This is a genomic window from Streptomyces sp. NPDC060027, assembly GCF_042737005.1.
Lineage (GTDB): Bacteria > Actinomycetota > Actinomycetes > Streptomycetales > Streptomycetaceae > Streptomyces.
On sequence record NZ_JBHWVI010000135.1, the window covers coordinates 1 to 23,746 of the forward strand.

Here is a 23,746-nt window from a genome sequence, read left to right on the forward strand (position 1 = left end):
CCCGGGGCCAGCTGGCTCCTGCGCCGGGTGCGACCCGGCCCGGTCCGGTCCGGGTTCTGATTCCCCAAGACCACCGGCCCGGCCCGCACGACCACCGGCCCGGCCCACACGACCACCGGCCCGGCCCACACGCCCGCCTCGCGACGTGACGTCCGCTTCAGCTCCTCAGCGGCTCCAGCACCAGGACGAGGCCCAGAACGGTGAGGGCGCCGCCGGTGACCCCCTCCACGGCGCGTGCGGCCCACGGCCCGCGCAGCCACCGTCCGAGCCGGTCCACCAGCAGCGCGACCGCCGGGAACCACAGCAGGGCCAGAACGACCACGATGAGCGCCAGGAGCAGCGTCCGCGGCATCGCCGGGCTGCCCGCCGGAACGAACTGCGGCAGCAGGCTGAGAAAGGTGATGGGCGCCTTCGGGTTGAGTGCGTTGGTGACGAAGCCCTGCCGCAGCGGACGCGCACCCGGGCCCTCCTCCCCCGCCGCGCTCGCGCGCGGTCGCTCCTGCCCCGCCCCAGCCTCTCCCGGACCCGGGTCCACCCCGTCGGGCACCACCCCGCGCGGACGCCCCAGTGAGCGCAGCGTGCGCAGGCCCAGGTACAGCACATAGGCACCGCCGAGCAGCTGGAGCGTCCGGAACAGCGCCGGCACGGCGGTGAGGACCGCGGCGACCCCGGCGACGGCGAGCGCGGTGTGGAGCAGCAGCCCGCCCGCGATGCCGAGGGCGCACGCGACTCCGGCCCGGCGCGAGACGAGGGCGTTGCGTACGACGACGGTGAAGTCCGCGCCCGGCATGGCGACCATGCCCGCGGCGACGCCCGTGAAGGCGACCAGCTGTGCGTCCATGCCCCCAGGCTGCCCGGTCCGGGCCTTCAGCAGGTATGTCGAATATCCTGGACTGGTCTTAAGCGTTCGTTTAGACCCGGCGATCCTTTGCGTCCGGCGCGGTGCGCCGGACCCGGGAGGGAATCGATGTACGACCCGACGCGACTCGCGGCGCTGGTGGCGGTGGCCGAGGCGGGGTCGATCACCCGGGCCGCCGAACGTCTCGGGTACACCCCGCCGGCGCTGTCCCAGCAGGTGGCGAAGCTGGAGCGGGAGGCGGGGGCGACACTGCTGGTGCGCTCCCATCGCGGGACACGGCTCACCGGGGCGGGTGAACTGCTGGTGGCACGGGCCCGCCGGGTCCTCGACGAGATGGAACTCGCCCGGCACGAACTGGCCCGGCTGGCGGGACTGTCGGGCGGCACGCTGCGGCTCGGCACCTTCCAGACGGCGGGCATCCATCTGCTGCCGCCCGTACTCAGCGCCTTCCGCCGGGCCCACCCGGAAGTGGAACTCACGGTCGCCGACTACGAACCTCCGCACGGGATCGCGGCGGTGGCGGCCGGCGAGGTGGATCTGGCCCTCACACACACCTACCAGCCCGCCGCACCGGTTCCGCTGCCGTCGTCCGTGGGCATCGAGCCGGTCCTGGTCGAGGAGCTGGTGCTGGTGACCGCCCCCGGTCACATCCTCGCGGGCGGTTCGGCACGGCTGGCGCTCGCCGAGCTAGCCGGGCAGCCGCTCATCAGCATGGCCCCGGACCACCCTCCCCGGCAGGGCGTGGAGGCCGCGCTGGCCCGGGCGGGGGCCACGCCGACGGTGCTCGTCGAGACTCCGGGGTACGCGCTGGTGTGCGCTCTCGTCAGCGCCGGGCTCGGGATCGCGGTCGTACCGGAGATGGTGGCGGCGACCGCGGCGACGCCGGTGGGGACGCGGTCACTGGAGCCGGGAGATCTGCGCCGTACGATCTCGGTCGTCCACCGGACGGATGTGACGGCCCCCGCCGCCGACGCGTTCCGTGCCCTGCTGCGCGGCGCCTTCGGACGGGCCGGACAGCACCGGCCCGGCCATCGCGCGGAAGGCTAGGGCCCGTCCGAAGGCCCCGTCGGAACCGTCTCTCCGAAAGGCCTGGTCCGAAGGGTCGGTCCGCAGACCCTCTGGCCCTCTCCGACGCGGCCTCTCCGAACGCCGGCGCTATGGCTCTTGCGGCCCCCCGGCCGTCACCGGCTGGACCGGTACCGTCCACGGGAGTTCGATGGAGACCGTCTTGCCGCCCTCCCGGGTCGGCCGGACGGTGAGTCTGCCACCGCATTCGGCGGCCAGCCAGCGGATGATCACCATGCCGCGGCCGTTGTCCTGCTGAACAGCCGCGGGCAGCCGCTTCGGAAAGCGCGGATGGCTGTCGGTGACTCCGATACTCAGGTGCTCCTCCCGGTCGAGACGTACGTCGACCGTGAAGGTGGGCGACTGCCCGAACGTGTGCTGGACGGCGTTGGTGGCCAGTTCGGACACGATCAGCCGTACTGTCTCGGCGACTTCGGAGTCGCCCGGCAGGCCCCATTCGGCCAACACCTCGGCGACGAATTTACGGGCGGTGGAAACCGAGACGGGTTCGCTCCGCAGCGTGACGGATGCTTCCTGGTGATCTGCCATGGCGACGTCGTCCCTTTCCCACGGGACCGGAGCCCGACACCGAGCGGACGGTTCGAGTACGGTCCCGGACTGGTGCTTGCGCCAGACTGCCATTACCGGGCGGGGCACGGGTGCGATCCACCGAGTAATGCATATATCTGTCGCTCGATGCGGTGAACTCTGCGTCGGCAGAGCGTATTCGGGCGACTTGGAGGGGGTAAGGAGAACGGCCATGCAGCACGGTCCCGCGGTGCGCCGCCGCAAGCTCGGCGCCGAACTGCGCGCGCTGCGCGCGGGCTCGGGCCTCACCAGCGGTCAGGCGGCCCGCCTGCTCGGCTGGCACCAGTCGAAGGTGAGCCGCATCGAGACCGGCATCAGTGGGGTGAAACCGGCCGATGTGGAACGCCTGTTGGACGCGTACGGCGTCGAGGACGCGGAACTGCGCCAGCTCCTCGTCGTGTTGGCGGGCTCCGAGGGCAACGGCCGTCATCACTGGTGGCACGCGTATCGCGGGGTGCTCCCGCCCGCGTACCGCGACTTCATCAGCCTGGAGTCGGGGGCCAGCGGCATGCGCACCCTGGAGACCTCCGTCGTACCCGGACTGCTGCAGACGCCGGACTACGCCCGCGCGGTGACGCGGGCCGCCGTGGACGGACTGGAGGAGAGCAAGCTCGACGCCCTGGTCGAGGTGCGCCTGGCCCGGCAGGACGTGCTGCGTTCGGACCCGCCGCTGAGGCTGTCCGCGGTGCTGGACGAAGCGGTGTTACGGCGGGAGGTCGGCGGTCCCGAGGTCATGGCACGCCAGCTGGGCCGGCTGCGGGAGGCCGCCGCCCTGCCTCAAGTGCGGCTCCAGGTACTGCCATTCGCCGCCGGAGCCCACATCGGAGTCACCGGGCCTTTCGTTATTTTCTCATTTCCGAACACAACTGATCTGGATGTGGTTGTTCTCGACCACTTGACGAGTAGCCTCTACCTCGAGCGGAAAGAAGACCTCCAGGCCTACACCGAGGCCTTCAACGCCCTTCAGTTCCACGCCCTTTCGCCCGAGGACTCGTTGGACTACATCGCCGGGATAGCTGACGGCGCGTAAGGAGGCACCCCCATGTCTGCAATGCCTCGGTACGTACCCTCCAGTACCTCACTGCACGGCGTGCGGTGGCTGCGCAGCAGCCGCAGCACGGGAATGAACAACTGCGTCGAGACGGCACGCCCGGGCTCCGGGCCCTGGTCCGGAATGGTCGCGGTGCGCGATTCCAAGAATCCGGCCGGCCCCGCCCTGCTGTTCGCCCCCGGCGCCTGGGAGGGGTTCATCACCGGACTGAACTGACCAGCGCAGCGCACGACTTCACCGCTCCACGGCTCCACGGCTTCACCGTTTCAGCGGTTTCGGCTGATCACGTCCACCGCGTGCTCGATCTGCTCGTCGGTGAGGTCCGCGCGGGCCGTCAACCGCAGCCGCGAAATACCGTCGGGCACCGACGGGGGACGGAAACAGCCGACGGCGAGGCCCGCCTCGCGGCAGTCGGCCGCCCATCGCACCGCTCGTTCGGGGGACGGTGCCCGCACGGAGACGACGGCGGCGTCCGGTCGTACCGCGGCGAGACCCTCCGCCGTCAGACGGGTGTGCAGCGCCGTGGCCACCTCGCGCGCGCGTACGGCTCGCCGCGGTTCGCGGCGCAGCAGCCGCAGCGCAGCCAGGGCCGCGCCCGCCGCCGCCGGCGCCAGACCGGTGTCGAAGATGAAGGTGCGCGCCGCGTTGATTAGGTGATCGATGACCGCCGCCGGGCCGAGGACGGCGCCGCCCTGGCTGCCGAGCGACTTGGAGAGCGTGACGGTCACGACGACGTCCGGGTCTCCCGCGAGCCCCGTCGCGTACGCGGCGCCCCTGCCGCCGTCGCCCAGGACGCCGAGTCCGTGCGCGTCGTCGACGACCAGTCCGGCGCCGTGCTCCCGGCAGGCGAGGGCGAGTCCGGCGAGCGGTGCCGCGTCGCCGTCCACCGAGAAGACCGTGTCGGAGACCATGACGGCGGGTCCCTCGTGGGTGCCGAGCGCCTTGCGCACGCCGTCGGGGTCGGCGTGCCCCACGACCTGGGTGGTGCCGCGGGCCAGCCGGCAGCCGTCGATCAGTGAGGCGTGGTTGCCCGCGTCCGAGACGACCAGCGAGCCGTGCGGAGCGAGCGCGGTGACGGCGGCGAGGTTGGCCGCGTATCCGGAGGAGAAGACGAGCGCGGATTCGAAGCCGCAGAAGTCGGCCAGCTCGCGTTCCAGCTCACCGTGCAGTTCGGTGGTGCCGGTGACGAGGCGGGAGCCCGTCGCGCCGCCGCCCCACGTGCGAGCGGCCCGTGCCGCGCCCTCGGTGACCTCCGGATGGCGGGCGAGCCCGAGGTAGTCGTTGCTCGCGAGGTCGAGGAGCGGCGAGTCGGCGGGGCGCGGGCGCAACGTACGCACGAGTCCGGCCCGGCGGCGCGCCTCGGCCTGCTCGTCGATCCAGCCGAACGCCATGTGTCCTCCGGGGCTCGTGGCCAGTGCGGTGGCGGGTGCTTTGTAGGCAGTGCACAGACCCTAGCGGTCGCTCCTTCGGCCCAGGATGTGGCAATACCCACACGTCGAACCATCTCTGTTGTGCAAACTCTCCTTGGCCGAGAGCGGTCGCATGGTCCAGGATCGGACCTCATGGACCTGCTGAACACGCTGGTGGACAAGGGGCTTCGGCGCGAGCTGCCGACCCGCGAAGAGGCGCTGGCCGTACTGGCCACCTCCGACGACGACGTGCTCGACGTGGTGGCCGCGGCCGGCAAGGTACGCCGGCACTGGTTCGGCCGACGGGTGAAACTGAACTATCTCGTCAACCTCAAGTCGGGCCTGTGCCCGGAGGACTGCTCATACTGCTCGCAGCGCCTCGGCTCCAAGGCGGGCATTCTCAAGTACACCTGGCTCAAGCCCGACGAGGCCTCCCGGGCCGCGGCGGCCGGGCTCGCCGGGGGCGCCAAGCGAGTCTGTCTGGTGGCCAGCGGACGCGGCCCCACGGACCGTGACGTGGACCGGGTCTCAGACACGATCAAGGCGATCAAGGACGAGAACGAGAACGTCGAGGTGTGCGCCTGCCTCGGCCTGCTCTCCGACGGCCAGGCCGAACGGCTGCGCGAGGCGGGCGCGGACGCCTACAACCACAACCTGAACACGTCCGAGGGGACGTACGGGGAGATCACGACCACCCACACGTACGCCGACCGGGTCGACACGGTCCAGAAGGCGCACGCCGCGGGGCTGTCCGCCTGCTCGGGTCTGATCGCGGGCATGGGCGAGTCGGACGAGGACCTCGTGGACGTCGTGTACGCGCTGCGCGAGCTCGACCCAGACTCCGTTCCGGTGAATTTCCTGATCCCCTTCGAGGGCACCCCGCTCGCCAAGGAGTGGAACCTCACCCCGCAGCGCTGTCTGCGCATCCTCGCCATGGTCCGGTTCGTCTGCCCGGACGTCGAGGTCCGCATCGCCGGCGGCCGCGAGGTCCATCTGCGCACCCTCCAGCCGCTCGCCCTGAACCTCGCCAACTCGATCTTCCTCGGTGACTACCTCACCAGCGAGGGCCAGGCGGGCAAGGCCGACCTGGAGATGATCGCGGACGCCGGCTTCGAGGTGGAGAACGCGGGCGAGGTGACGCTGCCGGAGCACCGGGCGTCGGTGGCCGGCGGCTGCGGATCGCACGCGGAGGCCGGATGCGGAACGCACGACGGCGCCGGGTGCGGGTCGCAGGCGGAGGCCGGCTGCGGGTCCCACGCGGACGGCGGGGTGTGCGGTTCCGCGGCTGCGGTTCCGGCAGCGGCGTCGGCGCCCGCCGAGGCCCGCACGGACCTTGTCTCCGTGCGTCGCCGCGGTGCCGGGACGGACCTCGCGCCCAATGCCTGATCTGTCCGTACGGGAACTGCTCGACCTCGACCGGCGGCACGTCTGGCATCCGTACGGGCCGATGCCCGGCCGCCAGGAGCCGCTGGTCGTGGAGTCGGCGAGCGGGGTCCGGCTGCGCCTGGCCGAGGGTGGCGGCGAGCTGATCGACGGCATGTCGTCCTGGTGGTCGGCGATCCACGGCTACAACCACCCGGTCCTGAACGACGCGGCTCGCGGCCAGCTGGAGCGCATGAGCCACGTGATGTTCGGCGGGCTCACCCACGAGCCCGCCGTACGGCTGGCGAAACTACTGGTCGACATCACGCCGGAGGGGCTGGAGCACGTCTTCCTCGCCGATTCCGGCTCGGTCTCCGTCGAGGTCGCCGTCAAGATGTGCCTCCAGCACTGGCGCTCGCTCGGCCGCCCGGGCAAGCAGCGGCTGCTGACCTGGCGGGGCGGCTATCACGGGGACACCTGGCAGCCCATGTCGGTGTGCGACCCCGAGGGCGGGATGCACGAGCTGTGGCAGGGCGTGCTCCAGCGTCAGGTGTTCGCCGAGGCGCCGCCGGCCGCCTACGAGGAGGCGTACGCCGACCGGCTGCGCGAGCTGATCGGGCGGCACGCGGACGAGCTCGCCGCCGTCATCGTGGAACCGGTGGTGCAGGGCGCGGGCGGGATGCGTTTCCACTCCCCCGCGTATCTGCGGGTGCTGCGCGAGGCGTGCGACGCGCACGACGTGCTGCTGGTCTTCGACGAGATCGCCACCGGCTTCGGCCGTACGGGTGAGCTCTTCGCGGCGGACCACGCGGGCGTCACCCCGGACGTGATGTGCGTCGGCAAGGCGTTGACCGGCGGCTATCTGACGATGGCGGCGACGCTGTGCACCTCGCGGGTGGCCGACGGCATCTCGCGCGGCGAGGTCCCGGTGCTCGCACACGGCCCGACCTTCATGGGCAATCCGCTCGCCGCGGCGGTGGCGTGCGCGTCCGTCGACCTGCTGCTCGGCCAGGACTGGCGGACCGAGGTGAAGCGGATCGAGACGGGTCTGCGGGACGGCCTCGCGGAGGCGGCGTCCCTGCCGGGTGTCCGGGACGTACGGGTGCTCGGCGCGATCGGGGTCGTCCAGCTCGACCACGAGGTGGACATGAGGGCGGCGACGGCCGCCGCGGTGCGCGAGGGCGTGTGGCTGCGGCCGTTCCGCGACCTCGTCTACACGATGCCTCCGTACGTCACGGGCGACACGGATCTGACACGGATCGCCCGCGCGGTGTGCGCGGCGGCGCGGGAGGGTTGAGATGCCGGTACTGGTGATCACGGGGACGGGCACGGAGGTCGGCAAGACGGTCGTCACGGCCGCCGTCGCCGCCACGGCTCTCGCGGCCGGGCGGTCCGTGGCCGTTCTGAAGCCCGCGCAGACCGGTGTACGTCCGCACGAGCGCGGCGACGCCGACGAGGTGGCCCGGCTCGCGGGTGCCGTCACGACGCTCGAACTGGGCCGTTATCCGGAGCCGTTGGCGCCCGCGACGGCCGCCCGGCGGGCCGGCCTCGCGACGGTGTCTCCGCAGGTGACCGCGGAGGCCGCGGCCAAGCTGGCCACCGAGCACGATCTGGTGCTGGTCGAGGGCGCCGGTGGCCTGCTCGTCCGGTTCGACGACGAGGACGGGACGCTGGCGGACGCGGCCCGGCTGCTCGACGCACCCGTGCTGGTCGTCGCTTCCGCGGGGCTGGGCACGCTCAACACGACGGAGCTGACGGCCCGTGAACTGCGGCGCCGGGAGCTGGACTTCGCGGGCGTGGTGATCGGCAGCTGGCCGGACTCCCCCGATCTGGCGATGCGGTGCAATCTCGCGGACCTCCCGGCGGTGTCCGGGGCGCCCCTGCTGGGCGCGCTGCCGGCGGGCGCGGGGGCTCATTCGCCCGCCGCATTCCGTACGGGGGCCCCGAGTTGGCTGGACCACCGGTTGGGCGGACGCTGGAACGCCGACGCCTTCGCCGCGGCGCACAGGATCTGACGGGCTCCTCGCTCCCGGGACACCGCGGGAGCGAGGAGCTTCGTCTCCGCACCCCGGCGTACCCGGACATGGACAGAAGGACCACACGGCCTGCCCGTCCACGCGCGCATCGGCGTCGGCGCCCCTTGCCGTAGCCCCTTCATGGCGAGGACACCGGCACGCCCGGCGCGTGCGCCGGACCTCCTGAGGGGAGAATCCCGGTAAGACCCGTCCTCCCGGGAGGTCCGTCATGCCGTTCATGTCGCTCCGGCCGGCCGGCTCCGGCAAGGTCTCTCCGGAGGCCGTGCACCATCCGGTGTTCGCCCGCTGTTACGCCCGTGTCAGTGTCGGCGCAGAGACCCGGATGGGTATCGGCCGGGTACGCGACCGGCTGCTCACCGGGCTTTCGGGGCGGGTCATCGAGATCGGCGCGGGCAACGGCCTGAACTTCGCGCACTATCCGGGCACCGTCGCGGAAGTCGTCGCCATCGAGCCCGAGCGGCTGCTCCGGCAGTTGGCGGTGGAGACGGCGCTGCGCTGCGAGGTGCCGGTCGATGTGGCACCGGGTGTCGCGGAGGCCCTGCCGGTCAAGAGCGAGGCGTACGACGCCGCCGTGCTGTCCCTGGTGCTGTGCAGCGTGCGGGACGTGCCGAGGGCGCTCGCCGAGGTCCGGCGGGTGCTGCGCCCCGGCGGCACGGTGCGGTTCTTCGAGCACGGCAGGGGCGGCGGGCGGGTGATGGCGTCCGCCCAGCGGGGCCTGGACCGCACGGTGTGGCCGCGGCTGAACGGCGGCTGCCATCTGTCCCGCGACCCGATCGCCGCCCTGCGCGCGGCGGGCTTCGAACTGGGCCCCTACCGGCGGCTGCTGATGCCCGAGAAGGGCCCGCGCCTGCCCACCTCGTACTGCGTCCTGGGCACCGCCCGCCGGCCGCTCGGCTAGGGGCTGTCGTTCGGATCGGGCCGCGGGGCACGGACGGCGTCACAGGCTCCAGCGGCGCAGTTCGTTCGTGATGTCGTGCACCGTGGCCTCGCCGCTCTTCACGAGGCGGGCCAGCTCCCGCACCTGTTCCGGTGAGGTGACGACCTTCAGGCCGCTGGCGACGAGATATGCGTACGCGACGGCCGAGGCGAACATCGCGTTGGAGCGTTCGAGCGCCGGGACGTGCAGGAGGAGCTGGAGCAGCGCGGCGGCGCGGGCGTGCGGGCTGTCGTAGACGGGGATGCCGAAGATCTCCGCCTCGTGCCGACTGACCGCGGCGACGAGGGCTCCCCAGTCGGTGACCTGGGGATCTCCGGGCGTTTTCTGTTCGGCGATCATGAGGAGCCAGGCAAGATCGACTCTGAGACTGCTCAAGGGATCAACGACGACCTTCGCGGGTGCCTTCACGGTCCGCGCCGAATTCCTCGGCGAAGACGGACTCGTACTGCTTCATGAAATCCGCGGCGGCCTCCACGAAGGTGTGGCCCACTTCCCCGGTGTCCTGCTGGACGAGTTCTTCGATGTAGCGGTTCACGCTCATCCCCCGTTCCAGGGCTCTCTCCCGGGCGGCCCGTGCCGTGCCCTCGTCCACCCGGACGTTCAGCTGAGTCTTCGCCATCCTTCGAAGCTAGCGCGGAATCACTAGCACCGGCAAGAGGGGCCGCCCGAACCGGAGGGTGGAGAACCCCGGTGGAGAGTGCCCCTTACATCGGTATCAGGGCCACACCCTGGGGCGGAGACGCTCCGGCACTCAGGGGGGATACCGAGTGTGCCTCCGATCACACTACGCTCGGGCTGGACGAGGAGTCCGGACACCCATCACAGAGGAGGCGGTCTTGTCCACAGCTGCTGCCGAGCATCTTCCCGGCCGCGCGGAAGGGGACGGGATCGCCGCCCGCGCCCGCGGCCTGACCAAGGCGTACGGTTCCGGCGAGACCGCGGTCCTGGCCCTCGACTCGGTCGACGTGGACATCGCGCGCGGCCGGTTCACCGCCGTCATGGGCCCCTCGGGCTCCGGGAAGTCCACTCTCATGCACTGCCTGGCGGGCCTCGACACCGTCTCGGCCGGACAGGTGTGGCTGGGCGACACCGAGATCACCGGGCTGAAGGACCGCGAACTGACCCGGCTGCGACGGGACCGGATCGGCTTCATGTTCCAGTCGTTCAACCTGATCCCCACACTGAACGCGGCGGAGAACATCACGCTGCCCATGGACATCGCGGGCCAGAAGCCCGACCAGCAGTGGCTGGACCAGGTCATCGACACCCTCGGGCTGCGCGACCGGCTGAAGCACCGGCCCGCCCAGCTGTCCGGCGGGCAGCAGCAGCGCGTCGCCTGCGCGCGGGCGCTCGCCTCCCGGCCCGAGCTGATCTTCGCGGACGAGCCGACCGGCAACCTGGACTCCCGCGCGGGCCTCGAAGTCCTCGGCTTCCTGCGCGAGGCCGTCGACGAGCTGGGCCAGACCGTCGTCATGGTCACGCACGATCCCGGCGCGGCCGCCCACTCCGACCTGGTCCTCTTCCTCGCGGACGGGCGCATCGTGGACGAGATGGAGCGCCCCACCGCGGAGGCCGTGCTGGAGCGGATGAAGCGTTTCGACACGATCCGGGTGACCTACGACGGCGGGCGCGGCGCGGCCGGTGACCCCGTTCCCGACGGAGACTCCGACGGCAGCGCCCGCGTCGGCGACACGGGTGAAACGGCTCCCGTCACCGGCAGGGGCGGCACCGCCCCCGGCAGCTCCGGCGAGGCCGCTCCCGGCGGCGGCTCCGGCGACGTAACCCTCGACAAGGACTGAGGCGGTCGTGCTCAAAGCGACACTGCGAAGCTTTTTCGCGCACAAGGGCCGGCTGCTGCTCTCGGCACTGGCCATCGTGCTGTCCGTGGCCTTCGTCGCGGGCAGTCTCATCTTCTCGGACACGGTGACGCGCACGTTCGACCGGCTCTTCGCCTCCACCTCGGCCGATGTGACCGTGGAACCGAAGAACGACCTGAACTCACAGCTTCCGACCGGCGCCACGGAGACGGTGCCGGCCTCGCTCGCGGACCGGATCGCCAAGGTCGACGGAGTCGCCGCCACCCATGTGGACGCGTCGGTGGAGAACGCCCCGGTCGTCGACAGCGAGAACAAGTCGGTCGGGCCGACGACAGGCGCTCCCACCATCGTCACCAACTGGGAGATCACGGAACGCAGTCCGGTGAAGCTGACCTCCGGACACGAGCCGAAGGGCGACGGAGAGGCACTGCTCGACGCCGACACCGCCGACAAGAAGCACCTCGGTCTCGGTGACACCCTGACGGTGCAGGCGCAGCCCGGCTCGTTCCAGGTGCGCATCGTCGGGATCGCCACCTTCACCACCACCAACCCCGGTGCCGCGCTGATCTTCCTGGACACCCCGACCGCGCAGACCAAGCTGCTCGGCGGCCCCGACGTCGCCACCAGCATCTCCGTGGACGCCGCGCCGGGTGTCGGTGACGATCTGCTCAAGCAGCGCATCGCCGCCGAACTCGACAGCAAGACGTACGACCTGAAGACAGCCGATGAGCAGGCGGAGTCGGCCGCCGCCCAGCTCGGCGGATTCCTCGACGTCATCAAGTACGTGATGCTCGGCTTCGCGGGGATCGCCGTGCTCGTCGGGATATTCCTCATCGTCAACACCTTCTCCATGCTGATCGCCCAGCGCACCCGGGAACTCGGCCTGTTGCGCGCGCTCGGTGCCGACCGCCGTCAGGTGCGCCGGTCGGTGCTCACCGAGGCGCTGCTCCTCGGCCTGGTCGGTTCGACCCTCGGCCTCGCGGCGGGGATCGGGCTGGCGATCGGGCTGATCAAGCTGATGTCCGCGTTCGGCATGAACCTCAAGTCCACCGAGATGGTGATCGGTTGGGGAACTCCCGTGGCGGCGTACGTCGTCGGGGTCGGGGTCACCTATGTCGCGGCGTATCTCCCGGCCAGGCGCGCGGCGGGCGTCTCCCCCATGGCGGCCCTCGCGGACGCCGAGATCGCGGGTGTGGGCAGGTCGTTGCGGGTTCGGGCCGTGGTGGGCGGTGTCGTCGGGGCGGCCGGGGCCGCGGCTCTCGCGGGATGCGCGGCCTCGTCGAAGACATCGACGTCCGCCTCCCTGCTGGGACTCGGCGTCGTCCTGACGCTGATCGCGACGGTGATCGCGGGGCCCCTGCTCGTCCGCCCGGTGATCCGGGTGCTGGGAGGCGCCTTCCCGGCGATCTTCGGTTCGGTGGGCCGGATGAGTCAGCGCAACGCGCTGCGCAATCCGCGGCGCACGGGTGCCACCGCCGCCGCGCTCATGGTGGGACTCGCCCTGGTCGGCGGTATGTCCGTGGCCAGCGCTTCCATGAGCAAGTCCTTCGACGACCAGATCGACAACACGCTCGGCGCCGACTTCGTGCTCCAGAACGACAACTTCGTGCCGTTCTCCAAGGAGCTCACGGACAAGGTGCGCGCCACCGAGGGCGTCGGGCTCGTCGTCCGCCAGCGGTTCACCCCGGTCGCGGTGCGGCTGCCGGACGGCAAGAGGATCGAGACGGCCGCCTCCGCCTACGACGCGCGGCTCGACGACGTCGCCCACATCACGTACGCGCAGGGCGACACGGCGGCGGCGCTCGGCGACGGTCGCATCGCCATGGACGCGAAGTTCGCGAAGGACCACGACGTGCGGATCGGCAGCACGATTCCGGTCGAGTTCCCCGCCGGCCGCAAGACCGACCTGACGGTGGGCGCGCTCACCGACCAGGACGGCAGCGGTGGGTTCGGGATGCAGGGCGGGCTCGTCATCGGCTTCGGCACGATCGAGAAGTTCGTGCCCGGCGGCCAGGACTCCGCGCTCTACGTGAACGCCGCCTCGGGCACCGCTCCGGACCAGCTGCGCCCCCGCCTGGAGAAGACACTCGAACCGTATCCACAGGTACAGGTCCGCGACCAGGCCGACTACAAGAAGCTCATCCACGACCAGATCGCCGTGCTGCTCTACCTCGTGTACGCGCTGCTCGGGCTGGCGATCGTCATCGCGGTGCTCGGCGTGGTCAACACCCTCGCGCTGTCGGTCGTGGAGCGCACCCGCGAGATCGGGCTGCTGCGCGCCATCGGGCTCGGCCGGCGCCAGCTGCGCCGGATGATCCGGTTGGAGTCGGTGGTGATCGCCGTGTTCGGCGCCGTCCTCGGACTGGCGCTGGGACTCATCTGGGGCGTCTGTGTCCAGCAGGTGCTCGCGCTGCAGGGCATGAAGGCGCTCGCGATCCCCTGGACGACGATCGTCGCGGTCGTGGTCGGTTCGGCCGTCGTCGGCATCGTCGCGGCGCTGCTCCCGGCACTGCGCGCGTCGCGCATGAACGTGCTGGAGGCCATCGCGCACGAGTGACCGGCTGGCCCCGGTCCACCGGGACCGGGGCCAGGACCGGGGCAGGTCCGCGACAGGGAGGGAAGCGGATCGTCGAGCAGGTGCGGGCGGCCCGGCGCGAGCGCTTCGGATTCTCGTGTCCGACCGTGCTGGAGCCGAGCATCGAGGCCTTCGCTCCCGTGGTCCGTGACCTGCGCGGCCGGTGACCGTCCGCATGATGGAATACGGGGCCCGTGCCCGGCCTCCGTGATGGGATCGGCCCATGACCGACTTGCGGATACGGGCCGCGCGGCCCGAAGACCTCGATGCCGTGCTCGCCTTCTGGAAAGTGGCCGCCGAGGGCACGAGCATCAGTGACGACCGGAACGGCGTGGAACGACTGGTCGCCCGCGACCCCGAGGCCCTGCTCCTGGCGGAGCGCGAGGGCGAGCTGGTCGGCACCGTGATCGCCGGCTTCGACGGCTGGCGCTGCCATCTGTACCGGCTGGCCGTCCATCCCGGACGGCGGCGCCTCGGCATCGGCTCGGCCCTGCTCGCCGCCGCGGAGGAGCGCTTCGTACGGCTCGGAGGGCGGCGCGGCGACGCCATGGTGCTGCGCCGGAACGAAACCGCCCACCATGCCTGGCGGGCTGCCGGGTATGCGCCCGAGGAGCACTGGCGGCGCTGGGTGAAGCCGCTCACCGACGATTAGAGGCTCCGCAGCGCCGGGCGGAGGCCGCCAAGGAGGCCCCTTTGCCCGTCCTTTACCATTGGTGGACCATCGGTCCTCCAACGAAAGGTGTGAGCGTCCGCCCATGGGCGAGCCTCCCAGTAGCCGGAGCCGTGTTCCTCACGGCTGCCCCGGACATCGCGCGATCCCCCCGTCCCTGGCCGATCATGGAACGGAGGTGACCCGATGACGGAAGTGTTCCTGCTGCTGGTGGCGGTTCTGCTGTCGCTGGCCTGCGGCGGCTTCGTGGCGGCGGAGTTCTCGCTGACCACGGTCGAACGCAGCGAACTGGAGCGTGCCGTGGAGCGCGGCGAGCGGGGCGCCTCGGGCGCCCTCAAGGCCGTGCGGAACCTCACCTTCCAGCTGTCCGGCGCCCAGCTGGGCATCACCGTGACGAACCTTGTCGTCGGCATGCTCTCGGAGTCCTCGATCGCCAAGCTGATCGCGGGTCCCCTGGAGTCGATCGGCGTCCCGGCCTCCGCCTCGCGCTCGGTGGCCCTGGTCATCGGTACCGCGCTCTCGACGATCTTCCTGATGGTCGTCGGTGAACTGGTCCCCAAGAACTGGGCGATCTCCTCACCGCTGGCCGTGGCCAAGCGGGTGGCCACTCCGCAGCGCTGGTTCAGCGCCGCGTTCCGGCCGTTCATCGCGCATCTCAACAACACCGCGAACCACGTCGTACGCCGCTTCGGCCTGGAGCCCGCCGAGGAGCTGGCCTCCGCCCGCGGGCCCCAGGAGCTGGTGGCGCTCGCCCGGCACTCCGCCAAGGAGGGTGCGCTGGAGGCGGACACCGCCGAGCTGTTCGTGCGCACCCTGAACCTCGCCGACCTGACCGCGGAGAACGTGATGACGCCCCGCGTCCAGGTCATCGCGCTGGACGTCCAGGCGACCTGCGAGGACGTGGCGAACGCGACCCGGGCGACCGGCCTGTCCCGCTTCCCCGTCTACCACGGCAGTCTCGACGACGTCGTCGGCGTCGCGCACATCAAGGACGTGCTGACCGTGCGGGCCGACAGCAGGACACTGACCGCCGTCTCGCAGATCATGCGTGAGCCGCTGCTCGTACCGGAATCACTGACCGTCGACCGGCTGCTGGACCGGCTCGTCGGCAAACGCACGATGGCCGTGATCATCGACGAGTACGGCGGTACGGCGGGCGTCGCCACGCTGGAGGACATCGTCGAGGAGGTCGTCGGCGAGGTGCGCGACGAGCACGACCCGCACGAGACACCCGACCTCGCCCCGGTCGGCACGGACGACGAGGGCAGGGCGCTGTACTCGGCGGACGGCTCCGCCCGCACCGACCAGCTCGCCCGCGTCGGACTGCGGGTTCCCGACGGGCCGTACGAGACGCTGGCCGGTTTCGTCGCGGCCGAGCTCGGCCGCATCCCCGCCGAGGGAGACACCGTCGAGGTCGCCGGGTGGCGGCTCGACGTGGTGGACGCCTCGGGGCGGCGGGCCGCACGCGTGCTGCTGCACGCGCCGCACGACGCCGAGGAGGGCGCGCGATGACCGCCGTACAACTGCTGATCGGGCTCGCCACGCTCGTCGTGAACGCCTTCTTCGTGAGCGCCGAGTTCGCGCTGATCTCGGTGCGCCGCAGCCAGATCGAGCCGCATGCCGAGCGGGGCGACCGGCGGGCGCGGAGTGTGATCTGGGGCCTCGAACACGTCTCGGCGCTGCTCGCGACCGCGCAGTTGGGCATCACGCTGTGCACCCTGGTGCTCGGCATCGTGGCCGAGCCCGCGATCGCGCACCTGCTGGAGCCGGTGTTCCACGCGATGGGCGTCCCCTCCGGTGCGGGCCACGCGGTCTCCTTCGTCATCGCGCTCGCCCTGGCGACGTATCTGCACATGCTGCTCGGCGAGATGGTTCCGAAGAACGTCTCCCTCGCGGAACCCGTGCGTACGGCGCTGGTGCTGGGGCCGCCGCTCGTCGCGCTGTCGCGCGCGCTGCGCCCGGTGATCTTCACGGTCAACGCCTTCGCCAACGGGCTGCTGAAGCTGTTGCGGGTCGAGACGAAGGACGAGGTCACGGCGACCTTTTCCGACGACGAACTGGCTCGCCTCGTCCAGGACTCCAGTGCGGCGGGGCTCATCGACCATCGCGCCCAGGAGCGGCTGCACGACGCGCTGGAACTGGGCCGCCGCCCGGTGCACGACGTGGTGCTCCCGGTGGAACGCGTCGTCTACGCACGCGTGGGCGTCACTCCGGAGGAGCTGGAGCGACTGTCGGCCGAGTCGGGCTTCTCCCGCTTCCCTGTCGTCGACGACGGCCGCCGCATCGTCGGTTATCTGCACGTCAAGGACGCGCTGGACGCCGTTCCGCGCGAGGTGCCGTTCCGTGTGGAGGACATGCGGCCCATCGCCCGCGTCCGGGAGAGCACCCCGCTGGACGACGTCCTGACGGCGATGCGCCGCAGTCGTACGCATCTCGCGGCCGTCATGGGCAGCGACGGACGGCTCACGGGGCTGGTGACGATGGAGGACGTCCTGAGAGAACTCTTCGGACAGCCGGCCTAGAAAGGCCTCCGGGCGGAGGTCGGCCGATCGCGGGTCGTCCGGGTGGAGGTCGCCGGGAGCCCCGCCCGGACGGAGGTGGGTTTCGTCGCGGCCGCCGGGCGGGGCTCCCCGAAGGGACTGCGGGGCCGACCGGCCCAGGAGCCCGACCGACCGATGAGTATGTGTTCGGGTTACCATCTTTCCCGCCATGCAGACGAATGCCACCTACACCAGCCTTGTCGCGGTCGGCGACTCCTTCACCGAGGGCATGTCGGACCTGTTGCCCAACGGCTCCTACCGAGGATGGGCCGACCTCCTCGCCGGCCGGATGGCCGCCCGGACGCCCGGTTTCCGCTACGCCAACCTCGCCGTACGCGGCAAACTGATCGGCCAGATCGTCGCCGAGCAGGTGGACGTGGCCGCCGCCATGCGGCCCGATGTGATCACGTTGGTGGGCGGCCTCAACGACACCCTGCGGCCCAAGGTCGACATGGGACGTGTCCGGGGCCTCCTGGAGGAGGCCGTGGAGCGGCTCGCCCCCGCCTGCGAGCGGCTCGTCCTGATGCGCAGCCCCGGCCGCAACGGTCCGGTGCTCGAACGCTTCCGGCCCCGCATGGAGGAGCTCTTCACCATCGTCGACGATCTCGCGAAGCGGCACGACGCGCTGGTCGTCGACCTCTACGGAGCGCCCTCGCTCGCCGACCCGCGCGTGTGGGACGTGGACCGGCTGCACCTGTCCGCCGAGGGGCACCGCCGGGTCGCGGAGGCCGTCTGGCAGACCCTCGGGTACGAGGCGGAGGACGCGGAGTGGCGCACCCCGATGGCGCCCACGGCGCCGCCCGGCTGGGTCGCCCGCCGCGGCGCCGACGCCCGCTTCGCCCAGCAGCATCTGTTGCCGTGGATCGGGCGACGGCTGACGGGGCGCTCGTCCGGTGACGGACTTCCGGCGAAACGGCCGGAGCTGCTTCCCTACGAGGGTCCGGTCACGGGCGGGCACGGCGGCTGACTCCGTGATCCGCCGGGGGTGACTCCAGGAATCCCGGGCCACGTCCGTGTGCCGGGGAGGCTGAGCGCGGTGGCCACGAGGGCCGAAGGGAGCGCCGGTCCGGCGGCTTCCGCCGTGCCCCTCTCTCGAGTGACACGGCGGCCCATGCTCCGCATGAAGAGGACGCTACCGGTTCGCCCCTCGACCGCCACAGGGCGCACGGGGGGCGCTCGACAGCGCGGGAGTGCTGTTGATGCGCTCACTCACACGCCCCGGAACTACGGCCGGGCCCGGCGTGCGCCGGACCCGGCCGACGGCCCCTCCAGCTTTGCGGAGCATGGAGAGGAGCCGTCTCGCCACCCTGGAGTGGATGACAAGTAACAGGCCAGCCGGGGAACCCAGCCAGGATCAACATCAAAGCACTCATGCGTGGGCCTGAGAAGTACGCCCCTGACCACCGCCGGAGGAACTCCCGGTAACGGCTCGCGGGCGTGGCCGGGGCAAAAGCGTGTGCGTACCTTTTCGCACCGTCACGCCATCGGTGGACGGATCAGGGCCGATGTGCCCCATCGGCACCCCCGCGGCGAGCCACCGGGAGGGTGGGAAACCAGCCACATCGAGCAGCCGCGCCTACTACAGATCAGGGATGTTCTGGGCCAGGTGCAGTACACATCCCCGGAACCTCCGTGGACGCATGGCCTTGGGTCGCCTCGTGCAGAGGTGCGGGGCACCACGGGTGAGAAACAGCCAGCCGAAGCAGAGGCGCCCGGTGGTCGTCACGCACTGTCCCCGGCCATTCCGTCGGTGGGGAGTTCGGAGGGGGGCGGGGTGGCCGTCAGCGGGCCGTGCGCCATGACGATCGAAGCCAGCGGATACGGAGGACCGTCCGTGCCACGCAGGATCAGCAGGGGCATCCCGCGCTCGTCCTGTCGTCGGCCGAGGGACAGCCAGATGCGGTCGGCCCGGTCGACCTGCCCCATTCCGAGGTCGTAGATCCGTCCCCAGAGGTAGAAGGGGTCGGCGGCGGCGTCGCTCGCTTCCTGGAGGAGTTCGGGGACGCCGTGCGCGGTGAGGTGGACAGCCACTCCGTCCATCGTCCCCGCGGCCACCTGGGCGTGCCCTGCCGTCCTGGTCCGGACGTTGCGGGGAGCCCCGATCGCGTCGAGCCAGTACTCCCAGTCGGCCAGGCATGTGGCCTTGATGGCCACGGTGACCCGCTCGCCGTCCGCGCTGATCTGCATGGCCTCCAGGCGCGCGAGGTGGTCGGACTGCAGGGCCGCGGCGACGGAGACCGCGCGGGCGGAGGCGCTGCCCCATCCGACGGCGCGCGTCCGCGCGGAGGCCGGCCGCACCCGCGGGACCTGGCCGTCGACGCGTCGGGGCACCGGCGCCGCACCGTGCTCCACCGCGGCCCGTCCGGCGCCGCGGTCGGCGAGGTGCAGCACGATCGCACCGCGTGAGGTCGGCACCAGCGGCGAGGACGCGGGGGCACGGTCGTGCCGCGGCTCGGGGTCCTCGCCGACGGGCATGAGTCCCTCGCGGTTCGGCGAGGGGACGGAAGCACGCTCGCTCCCGGGCACGGGCACGGGCTCAGGCACGCGGTCAGGCACGGGCTCGGACTCGGAGTCCGGCACGCGGTCCTCGCCGCCGGGGATCAGCCCCTTGCGGTTCAGGGCGGTGGCGATCCTCATCGCAACCTCGCTCGGGTAGCCGCAGTCCTCGACGATCGTGTCGACGGCCGCGTGGTAGGCCTCCGGGCAGTTCTGCCACGTCTCGACCTGTGTCCGCAGCCGTTCGAGGACACCGGCACCGCCCACCTCGACCAGTCTCCCCTGCGCTTCCAGTTCGGCGACGAATTCCCGGGCGAACATGCCGAGTTGCTCGGCGAGGTGCGCTTCGACGGCCGTACGGATCCCGGGCACGGTGGTCATGCCGCCACCCCCAGATACTCGCTGCGCAGCTTGGCCAGCGCCCGGAACTGGAGGGTCTTCACAGCACCTTCGGTCCGCTCCATCTGGCGCGCCGTCTCAAGCACCGAGAACTCCATCAGGAAGCGACGCGTGAGGACTTCGCGTTGTGGCGGCCGCAACTGTTCCAGCGCCTGACGCAACAACTCCTCGTCCAGACCGATCAGTACGGTGTCCTCCGTACTGACGGTGAGGTCCTCGTCGAAGCCGAGCATGTCCTCGACGACGAACTCACGCCGCTGCGCGCTCTTGCAATGATCGATGACCTTGTTCCGGGCGATGGTGATCAGCCACCCGACGAAGCCGACGCCGCGATAGGTAAAAGTGCCGCGTTTCATCCAGGCGTTGAGAAAGGTCTCGCCGGTGATGTCCTCGGCGACCTGCCGATTGCGTACACGGCGCTGCACGTAGGCCAGCACCGCGGGGTGGTGCAGGGCGTAGAGCTCCCCGAACGCGTCCCGGTCGCCCGCGAGTGCGCGGGCGATAAGGGCCGGTTCTCTAGTGTCGAACCGCGGTGTTGCGGCGTTAGCCTCGGCGATCAAGGCCTACTCCGTTCATGAGTGGATGAACTGTGGTGGGCAGGTGCTGCGACGGTCCGCTCCGGCATGACCGGCCTCGGGCGCCGGATGACCGGGTCGTCGTGTCCGAAGGTTTCGAGGCGTCCCCCGCAGGTACCTCGCAGCTCCGGAACGTGGTCGAGCTGATGCCGAGGCGGTGCAAATAGGGCCCCCTCAAAGGGACTTGCATACGTGCGACTAACTCACAGTCATGCAACATATGCAACTTGCGTACACGTACGCAAGTTGCTTCGCCGGTATGACGACGGGACTTTTTGTCGGGAACTGGAGTGCGAACCGTCCCTCTTGGCCTGGCATGACGCCCAAACAGCCGTTGACCTGCGAAGATGCACGCATGCAAGTCGCGTGCAAGTTGCATACATGCGCGCTACTCTCCGGGCATGCGGAGCATGGAAGAGTCCCCCCACGAGTCCCGCGGTGAGCGACAAGCTCTCGCAAGGAGGGTTGGCGAGTACCTCACGAACGCCGCGACAGCGGCCGGGTACGACGTCCGCCCACGAGCCGGTGGCCGGGCTCAGCTGGCCATCACGATTGGAGTGAGCCTGACGACGATCAGCAGAACACTGGAAGGCAAGACCCTCCCCCTCCCCTCGCAACTGACGACATGGGCGTCAGTGCTTGGCCTCGACCAGCGGGAGATGTTGGTCAACAGCGGAATGCTTCCGCCGGAACACGGGCCTCAGCCTGCGGTACGGAGGGTAGCCTCAGCAACACTCACCCCGGAGGAGGCCATGGACGCATGGGGAATCACTGATCTCAGAATCCGCACAATGCTCAGCGGGAACATCGTCCAAGCGATCGAGCTCCAGAAGGACCTCGATGCCGACGAAAACCGGGGGGCCACTGCAAGGGGGTAAAAAAACGTGGCGTACAGACTGGCATTCGCGTCCACCGCCAGCTGCACAGCCGGCTGGACATTCGTGGGCGAAGGCGTCTGGCACCATGCATGGGAGTTGGCGGCAGTCGGGGTCGGCCTGTTGACCATGGGAGTGGCAGGGGTGCTCGCGGCCCTGCTCCGTCACACGGTCAACCAGGTCGACGCCCGTACACGGCATGATCTGAGCGTCCTGGCGGAGCACCGAAGACGCCTCGAGCTGGACATGCACAAGCGCGAGCTGGAGCTGTCCCAGCGAGAGAAGGCCATGGCCCGCAGGGCCACCATCACAGCCATCAGACTCGGCAGCCATGCCCGAGCCCTCGACGAGGCGCGGAACGCGAACACGGCACTCCGCGCCAAGAACTCCCTGCTCATGCAGGAGATCGAGGAAGTCAATGACGAGCGCAACCAGCTGATCACGGCCGAGCTCACCCTCGCCCACGACCGGTTCACCTCAAAGACGTACGGGGGCCTGCGCGCTGTGGTCGGCAGCGAGCAGTCCCACCCCGATCCCCACGCGCAGGCGGGCTACGGAAGCCGCCCCCCGCGTTCAGGGTCCTGAGTACGGCACTGCGGAATCGATCCACCAAGACATCCCCCTACCCAATACGATGAACAACTCTCTTTTACTCAAAGGAAGTTGAGCGTCACTCCGCCGGGACCACCGGCGGTCGGCAGGAGCGACGACGTGGTCTGTGGTGCCCGCCCCGCGCGGCACCTCCGTCCCGTCCCCGCACCTCTCACGCACGCCCCGGTCCGCCGGGGGGTGCCGCTCCGCCCCGACCTGCGCATTCGGGACGCGGCGGACGTAACAGGCCCCGCGCCGGACAGCCGGTAAACTCCACACACGTGACTGCCGCGCCTGCAAAGCCCCGTATCCCCAACGTCCTCGCCGGACGCTACGCCTCCGCCGAGCTCGCCACGCTCTGGTCCCCCGAGCAGAAGGTGAAACTGGAGCGTCAGCTCTGGATCGCCGTGCTGCGCGCCCAGAAGGACCTCGGGATCGAGGTGCCGGACGCCGCCATCGCCGACTACGAGCGCGTCCTCGACCAGGTCGACCTCGCCTCCATCGCCGAGCGCGAGAAGGTCACCCGGCACGACGTGAAGGCACGGATCGAGGAGTTCAACGACCTCGCCGGGCACGAGCACGTGCACAAGGGCATGACGTCCCGCGACCTCACCGAGAACGTCGAGCAGCTGCAGATCCGGCTCTCGCTGGAACTGATGCGCGACCGTACGGTGGCGGTCCTCGCCCGTCTGGGCAAGCTCGCCGGCGAGTACGCCGAGCTGGTCATGGCCGGCCGCTCGCACAACGTCGCCGCACAGGCCACCACCCTGGGCAAGCGCTTCGCGACCGCCGCCGACGAGCTGCTCGTCGCGTACGGCCGTCTCGAGGAACTGCTCGGCCGCTACCCGCTGCGCGGTATCAAGGGCCCGGTCGGCACGGCGCAGGACATGCTCGACCTGCTGGGCGGGGACGCGGCCAAGCTCGCGGACCTGGAGCAGCGGATCGCCGGGCACCTCGGCTTCTCGCAGGCCTTCACCTCCGTCGGCCAGGTCTACCCGCGCTCCCTGGACTACGACGTCGTGACCGCCCTGGTGCAGCTGGCGGCCGCCCCGTCCTCGACGGCCAAGACGATCCGCCTGATGGCCGGACACGAGCTGGTCACCGAGGGCTTCAAGCCCGGCCAGGTCGGCTCCTCCGCGATGCCGCACAAGATGAACACCCGCTCCTGCGAGCGCGTCAACGGTCTCATGGTCATCCTGCGCGGCTACGCGTCGATGACCGGCGAGCTGGCCGGCGACCAGTGGAACGAGGGCGACGTGTCGTGCTCGGTCGTGCGCCGCGTCGCGCTGCCGGACGCGTTCTTCGCGCTGGACGGTCTGCTGGAGACCTTCCTGACCGTCCTCGACGAGTTCGGCGCCTTCCCGGCCGTCGTCGCCCGCGAGCTGGACCGCTACCTGCCGTTCCTCGCGACGACCAAGGTCCTGATGGGCGCGGTGCGCGCCGGTGTCGGCCGCGAGGTCGCCCACGAGGCGATCAAGGAGAACGCGGTCGCCTCCGCCCTCGCCATGCGTGAGCAGGGCTCCGAGCGCAACGAACTGCTCGACAAGCTCGCCGCGGACGAGCGCATCCCGCTGGACCGCGCGCAGCTCGACGAGCTGATGGCCGACAAGCTGTCCTTCACGGGCGCGGCGGCCGACCAGGTGGCCACCGTCGTCGGGCGCGTCGAGGAGATCCTCAAGCAGCACCCCGAGGCCGCCGGCTACACGCCCGGAGCGATCCTCTGACACGGCTCACCCCCGCGGACCTGGAGGCCGCCCGCGACCGGCTCGTGCCGGATGTCGTCGCGGACGGCCTCTCGGTGCTTTTCTGCGGCATCAATCCGGGGCTGATGACGGCGGCCACCGGCCATCATTTCGCCCGGCCCGGCAATCGGTTCTGGCCGGTGCTGCACCTGTCAGGAT

At 70.8% G+C, this 23,746-nt stretch carries 24 protein-coding genes; 17 read left to right on the top strand and 7 right to left on the bottom strand.

Going from position 1 to position 23,746, the window contains the following annotated elements; genetic code table 11:
- Positions 1–157 precede the first annotated feature (157 nt).
- Positions 158–841, bottom strand: coding sequence for a LysE family translocator (locus ACFWBT_RS28055; protein ID WP_385705350.1), 684 nt, complete (start codon positions 839–841; stop codon positions 158–160).
- A 126-nt stretch (positions 842–967) separates the two neighbouring features.
- Here ACFWBT_RS28055 and ACFWBT_RS28060 point away from each other — a divergent pair, with 126 nt between their 5' ends.
- Positions 968–1,906, top strand: a complete 939-nt coding sequence (locus ACFWBT_RS28060; RefSeq protein ID WP_385705352.1) for a LysR family transcriptional regulator — start codon at positions 968–970, stop codon at positions 1,904–1,906.
- Positions 1,907–2,014: 108 nt separating this feature from the next.
- On the opposite strand, the gene ACFWBT_RS28065 is transcribed toward ACFWBT_RS28060, so the two are convergent.
- Positions 2,015–2,473, bottom strand: a complete 459-nt coding sequence (locus ACFWBT_RS28065) for an ATP-binding protein (RefSeq protein ID WP_385705353.1) — start codon at positions 2,471–2,473, stop codon at positions 2,015–2,017.
- Positions 2,474–2,684: 211 nt separating this feature from the next.
- On the opposite strand from ACFWBT_RS28065, the gene ACFWBT_RS28070 reads away from it, so the two are divergent.
- Entirely contained in the window at positions 2,685–3,542 is an 858-nt protein-coding gene (locus ACFWBT_RS28070; protein WP_385705355.1) for a helix-turn-helix domain-containing protein, read from the top strand.
- 12 nt (positions 3,543–3,554) lie between these two features.
- Positions 3,555–3,779: a DUF397 domain-containing protein gene (locus ACFWBT_RS28075; protein ID WP_385705357.1), complete on the top strand. Its 225-nt coding sequence runs from the start codon at positions 3,555–3,557 to the stop codon at positions 3,777–3,779.
- A gap of 50 nt (positions 3,780–3,829) precedes the next feature.
- On the opposite strand, the gene ACFWBT_RS28080 is transcribed toward ACFWBT_RS28075, so the two are convergent.
- Positions 3,830–4,954, bottom strand: coding sequence for an 8-amino-7-oxononanoate synthase (locus tag ACFWBT_RS28080; RefSeq protein WP_385705359.1), 1,125 nt, complete (start codon positions 4,952–4,954; stop codon positions 3,830–3,832).
- Positions 4,955–5,125: 171 nt separating this feature from the next.
- Here ACFWBT_RS28080 and bioB point away from each other — a divergent pair, with 171 nt between their 5' ends.
- The 4 genes from bioB to ACFWBT_RS28100 all read left to right on the top strand — a co-directional run bounded on the left by bioB (position 5,126) and on the right by ACFWBT_RS28100 (position 9,268).
- Positions 5,126–6,358, top strand: coding sequence for a biotin synthase BioB (bioB, locus tag ACFWBT_RS28085; RefSeq protein WP_385705361.1), 1,233 nt, complete (start codon positions 5,126–5,128; stop codon positions 6,356–6,358).
- Positions 6,351–7,631, top strand: a complete 1,281-nt coding sequence (locus ACFWBT_RS28090; protein WP_385705363.1) for an adenosylmethionine--8-amino-7-oxononanoate transaminase — start codon at positions 6,351–6,353, stop codon at positions 7,629–7,631. Before bioB ends, ACFWBT_RS28090 begins: the two co-directional genes overlap by 8 nt.
- A gap of 1 nt (position 7,632) precedes the next feature.
- Complete coding sequence (bioD, locus tag ACFWBT_RS28095) at positions 7,633–8,349, top strand: dethiobiotin synthase (protein WP_385705364.1); 717 nt, start codon at positions 7,633–7,635, stop codon at positions 8,347–8,349.
- A 238-nt stretch (positions 8,350–8,587) separates the two neighbouring features.
- Positions 8,588–9,268 carry a class I SAM-dependent methyltransferase gene (locus ACFWBT_RS28100; RefSeq protein WP_385705385.1) on the top strand — a complete coding sequence of 227 codons (681 nt, stop codon included), beginning with the start codon at positions 8,588–8,590 and terminating at the stop codon, positions 9,266–9,268.
- A 39-nt stretch (positions 9,269–9,307) separates the two neighbouring features.
- Here the strand turns inward: ACFWBT_RS28100 and ACFWBT_RS28105 are convergent, their stop codons facing one another.
- Positions 9,308–9,682: a fic family toxin-antitoxin system, toxin component gene (locus ACFWBT_RS28105; RefSeq protein WP_266756074.1), complete on the bottom strand. Its 375-nt coding sequence runs from the start codon at positions 9,680–9,682 to the stop codon at positions 9,308–9,310.
- Positions 9,683–9,686: 4 nt separating this feature from the next.
- Entirely contained in the window at positions 9,687–9,926 is a 240-nt protein-coding gene (locus tag ACFWBT_RS28110) for a toxin-antitoxin system HicB family antitoxin (RefSeq protein ID WP_351126956.1), read from the bottom strand.
- 217 nt (positions 9,927–10,143) lie between these two features.
- Between ACFWBT_RS28110 and ACFWBT_RS28115 the strand changes: the two genes are divergently transcribed.
- From ACFWBT_RS28115 to ACFWBT_RS28140, 6 genes are all read left to right on the top strand, one after another.
- Entirely contained in the window at positions 10,144–11,106 is a 963-nt protein-coding gene (locus ACFWBT_RS28115) for an ABC transporter ATP-binding protein (protein WP_385705366.1), read from the top strand.
- 7 nt (positions 11,107–11,113) lie between these two features.
- On the top strand, positions 11,114–13,681 hold the full coding sequence (locus ACFWBT_RS28120; RefSeq protein WP_385705368.1) for an ABC transporter permease: 2,568 nt from the start codon (positions 11,114–11,116) through the stop codon (positions 13,679–13,681).
- Between the two features lie 241 nt (positions 13,682–13,922).
- Positions 13,923–14,351 carry a GNAT family N-acetyltransferase gene (locus ACFWBT_RS28125; protein ID WP_385705370.1) on the top strand — a complete coding sequence of 143 codons (429 nt, stop codon included), beginning with the start codon at positions 13,923–13,925 and terminating at the stop codon, positions 14,349–14,351.
- Between the two features lie 204 nt (positions 14,352–14,555).
- Positions 14,556–15,881 carry a hemolysin family protein gene (locus ACFWBT_RS28130; protein ID WP_385705372.1) on the top strand — a complete coding sequence of 442 codons (1,326 nt, stop codon included), beginning with the start codon at positions 14,556–14,558 and terminating at the stop codon, positions 15,879–15,881.
- On the top strand, positions 15,878–16,891 hold the full coding sequence (locus ACFWBT_RS28135; protein ID WP_385705374.1) for a hemolysin family protein: 1,014 nt from the start codon (positions 15,878–15,880) through the stop codon (positions 16,889–16,891). The genes ACFWBT_RS28130 and ACFWBT_RS28135 overlap by 4 nt, the downstream gene beginning before the upstream one ends.
- A gap of 187 nt (positions 16,892–17,078) precedes the next feature.
- Complete coding sequence (locus tag ACFWBT_RS28140; RefSeq protein WP_385705376.1) at positions 17,079–17,876, top strand: SGNH/GDSL hydrolase family protein; 798 nt, start codon at positions 17,079–17,081, stop codon at positions 17,874–17,876.
- A gap of 755 nt (positions 17,877–18,631) precedes the next feature.
- On the opposite strand, the gene ACFWBT_RS28145 is transcribed toward ACFWBT_RS28140, so the two are convergent.
- Both ACFWBT_RS28145 and ACFWBT_RS28150 read right to left on the bottom strand, forming a co-directional pair.
- Positions 18,632–19,786 (bottom strand): BN159_2729 family protein, encoded by a 1,155-nt coding sequence (locus ACFWBT_RS28145; RefSeq protein WP_385705378.1) that lies wholly within the window; start codon positions 19,784–19,786, stop codon positions 18,632–18,634.
- A complete protein-coding gene (locus tag ACFWBT_RS28150) occupies positions 19,783–20,364 on the bottom strand; it encodes an RNA polymerase sigma factor (RefSeq protein WP_266756092.1) in 582 nt (193 codons plus the stop codon). The genes ACFWBT_RS28145 and ACFWBT_RS28150 overlap by 4 nt, the downstream gene beginning before the upstream one ends.
- A 416-nt stretch (positions 20,365–20,780) precedes the next feature.
- On the opposite strand from ACFWBT_RS28150, the gene ACFWBT_RS28155 reads away from it, so the two are divergent.
- The 4 genes from ACFWBT_RS28155 to ACFWBT_RS28170 all read left to right on the top strand — a co-directional run.
- Positions 20,781–21,257 carry a transcriptional regulator gene (locus ACFWBT_RS28155; RefSeq protein WP_385705379.1) on the top strand — a complete coding sequence of 159 codons (477 nt, stop codon included), beginning with the start codon at positions 20,781–20,783 and terminating at the stop codon, positions 21,255–21,257.
- A 6-nt stretch (positions 21,258–21,263) separates the two neighbouring features.
- Complete coding sequence (locus tag ACFWBT_RS28160; protein WP_385705381.1) at positions 21,264–21,839, top strand: hypothetical protein; 576 nt, start codon at positions 21,264–21,266, stop codon at positions 21,837–21,839.
- A 287-nt stretch (positions 21,840–22,126) separates the two neighbouring features.
- Entirely contained in the window at positions 22,127–23,569 is a 1,443-nt protein-coding gene (gene purB / locus ACFWBT_RS28165) for an adenylosuccinate lyase (RefSeq protein WP_385705383.1), read from the top strand.
- The coding region (locus tag ACFWBT_RS28170; RefSeq protein WP_385705386.1) for a uracil-DNA glycosylase family protein at positions 23,566–23,746 on the top strand (181 nt) is incomplete at its 3' end. The genes purB and ACFWBT_RS28170, both read left to right, overlap by 4 nt.

Coding starts and splice junctions, on each gene's coding strand:
- ACFWBT_RS28055 (WP_385705350.1), bottom strand. CDS start 841: ATGGACGCACAGCTGGTCGCCTTCACGGGCGTCGCCGCGGGCATGGTC.
- ACFWBT_RS28060 (WP_385705352.1), top strand. CDS start 968: ATGTACGACCCGACGCGACTCGCGGCGCTGGTGGCGGTGGCCGAGGCG.
- ACFWBT_RS28065 (WP_385705353.1), bottom strand. CDS start 2,473: ATGGCAGATCACCAGGAAGCATCCGTCACGCTGCGGAGCGAACCCGTC.
- ACFWBT_RS28070 (WP_385705355.1), top strand. CDS start 2,685: ATGCAGCACGGTCCCGCGGTGCGCCGCCGCAAGCTCGGCGCCGAACTG.
- ACFWBT_RS28075 (WP_385705357.1), top strand. CDS start 3,555: ATGTCTGCAATGCCTCGGTACGTACCCTCCAGTACCTCACTGCACGGC.
- ACFWBT_RS28080 (WP_385705359.1), bottom strand. CDS start 4,954: ATGGCGTTCGGCTGGATCGACGAGCAGGCCGAGGCGCGCCGCCGGGCC.
- bioB (WP_385705361.1), top strand. CDS start 5,126: ATGGACCTGCTGAACACGCTGGTGGACAAGGGGCTTCGGCGCGAGCTG.
- ACFWBT_RS28090 (WP_385705363.1), top strand. CDS start 6,351: ATGCCTGATCTGTCCGTACGGGAACTGCTCGACCTCGACCGGCGGCAC.
- bioD (WP_385705364.1), top strand. CDS start 7,633: ATGCCGGTACTGGTGATCACGGGGACGGGCACGGAGGTCGGCAAGACG.
- ACFWBT_RS28100 (WP_385705385.1), top strand. CDS start 8,588: ATGTCGCTCCGGCCGGCCGGCTCCGGCAAGGTCTCTCCGGAGGCCGTG.
- ACFWBT_RS28110 (WP_351126956.1), bottom strand. CDS start 9,926: ATGGCGAAGACTCAGCTGAACGTCCGGGTGGACGAGGGCACGGCACGG.
- ACFWBT_RS28125 (WP_385705370.1), top strand. CDS start 13,923: ATGACCGACTTGCGGATACGGGCCGCGCGGCCCGAAGACCTCGATGCC.
- ACFWBT_RS28130 (WP_385705372.1), top strand. CDS start 14,556: ATGACGGAAGTGTTCCTGCTGCTGGTGGCGGTTCTGCTGTCGCTGGCC.
- ACFWBT_RS28135 (WP_385705374.1), top strand. CDS start 15,878: ATGACCGCCGTACAACTGCTGATCGGGCTCGCCACGCTCGTCGTGAAC.
- ACFWBT_RS28140 (WP_385705376.1), top strand. CDS start 17,079: ATGCAGACGAATGCCACCTACACCAGCCTTGTCGCGGTCGGCGACTCC.
- ACFWBT_RS28145 (WP_385705378.1), bottom strand. CDS start 19,786: ATGACCACCGTGCCCGGGATCCGTACGGCCGTCGAAGCGCACCTCGCC.
- ACFWBT_RS28155 (WP_385705379.1), top strand. CDS start 20,781: ATGCGGAGCATGGAAGAGTCCCCCCACGAGTCCCGCGGTGAGCGACAA.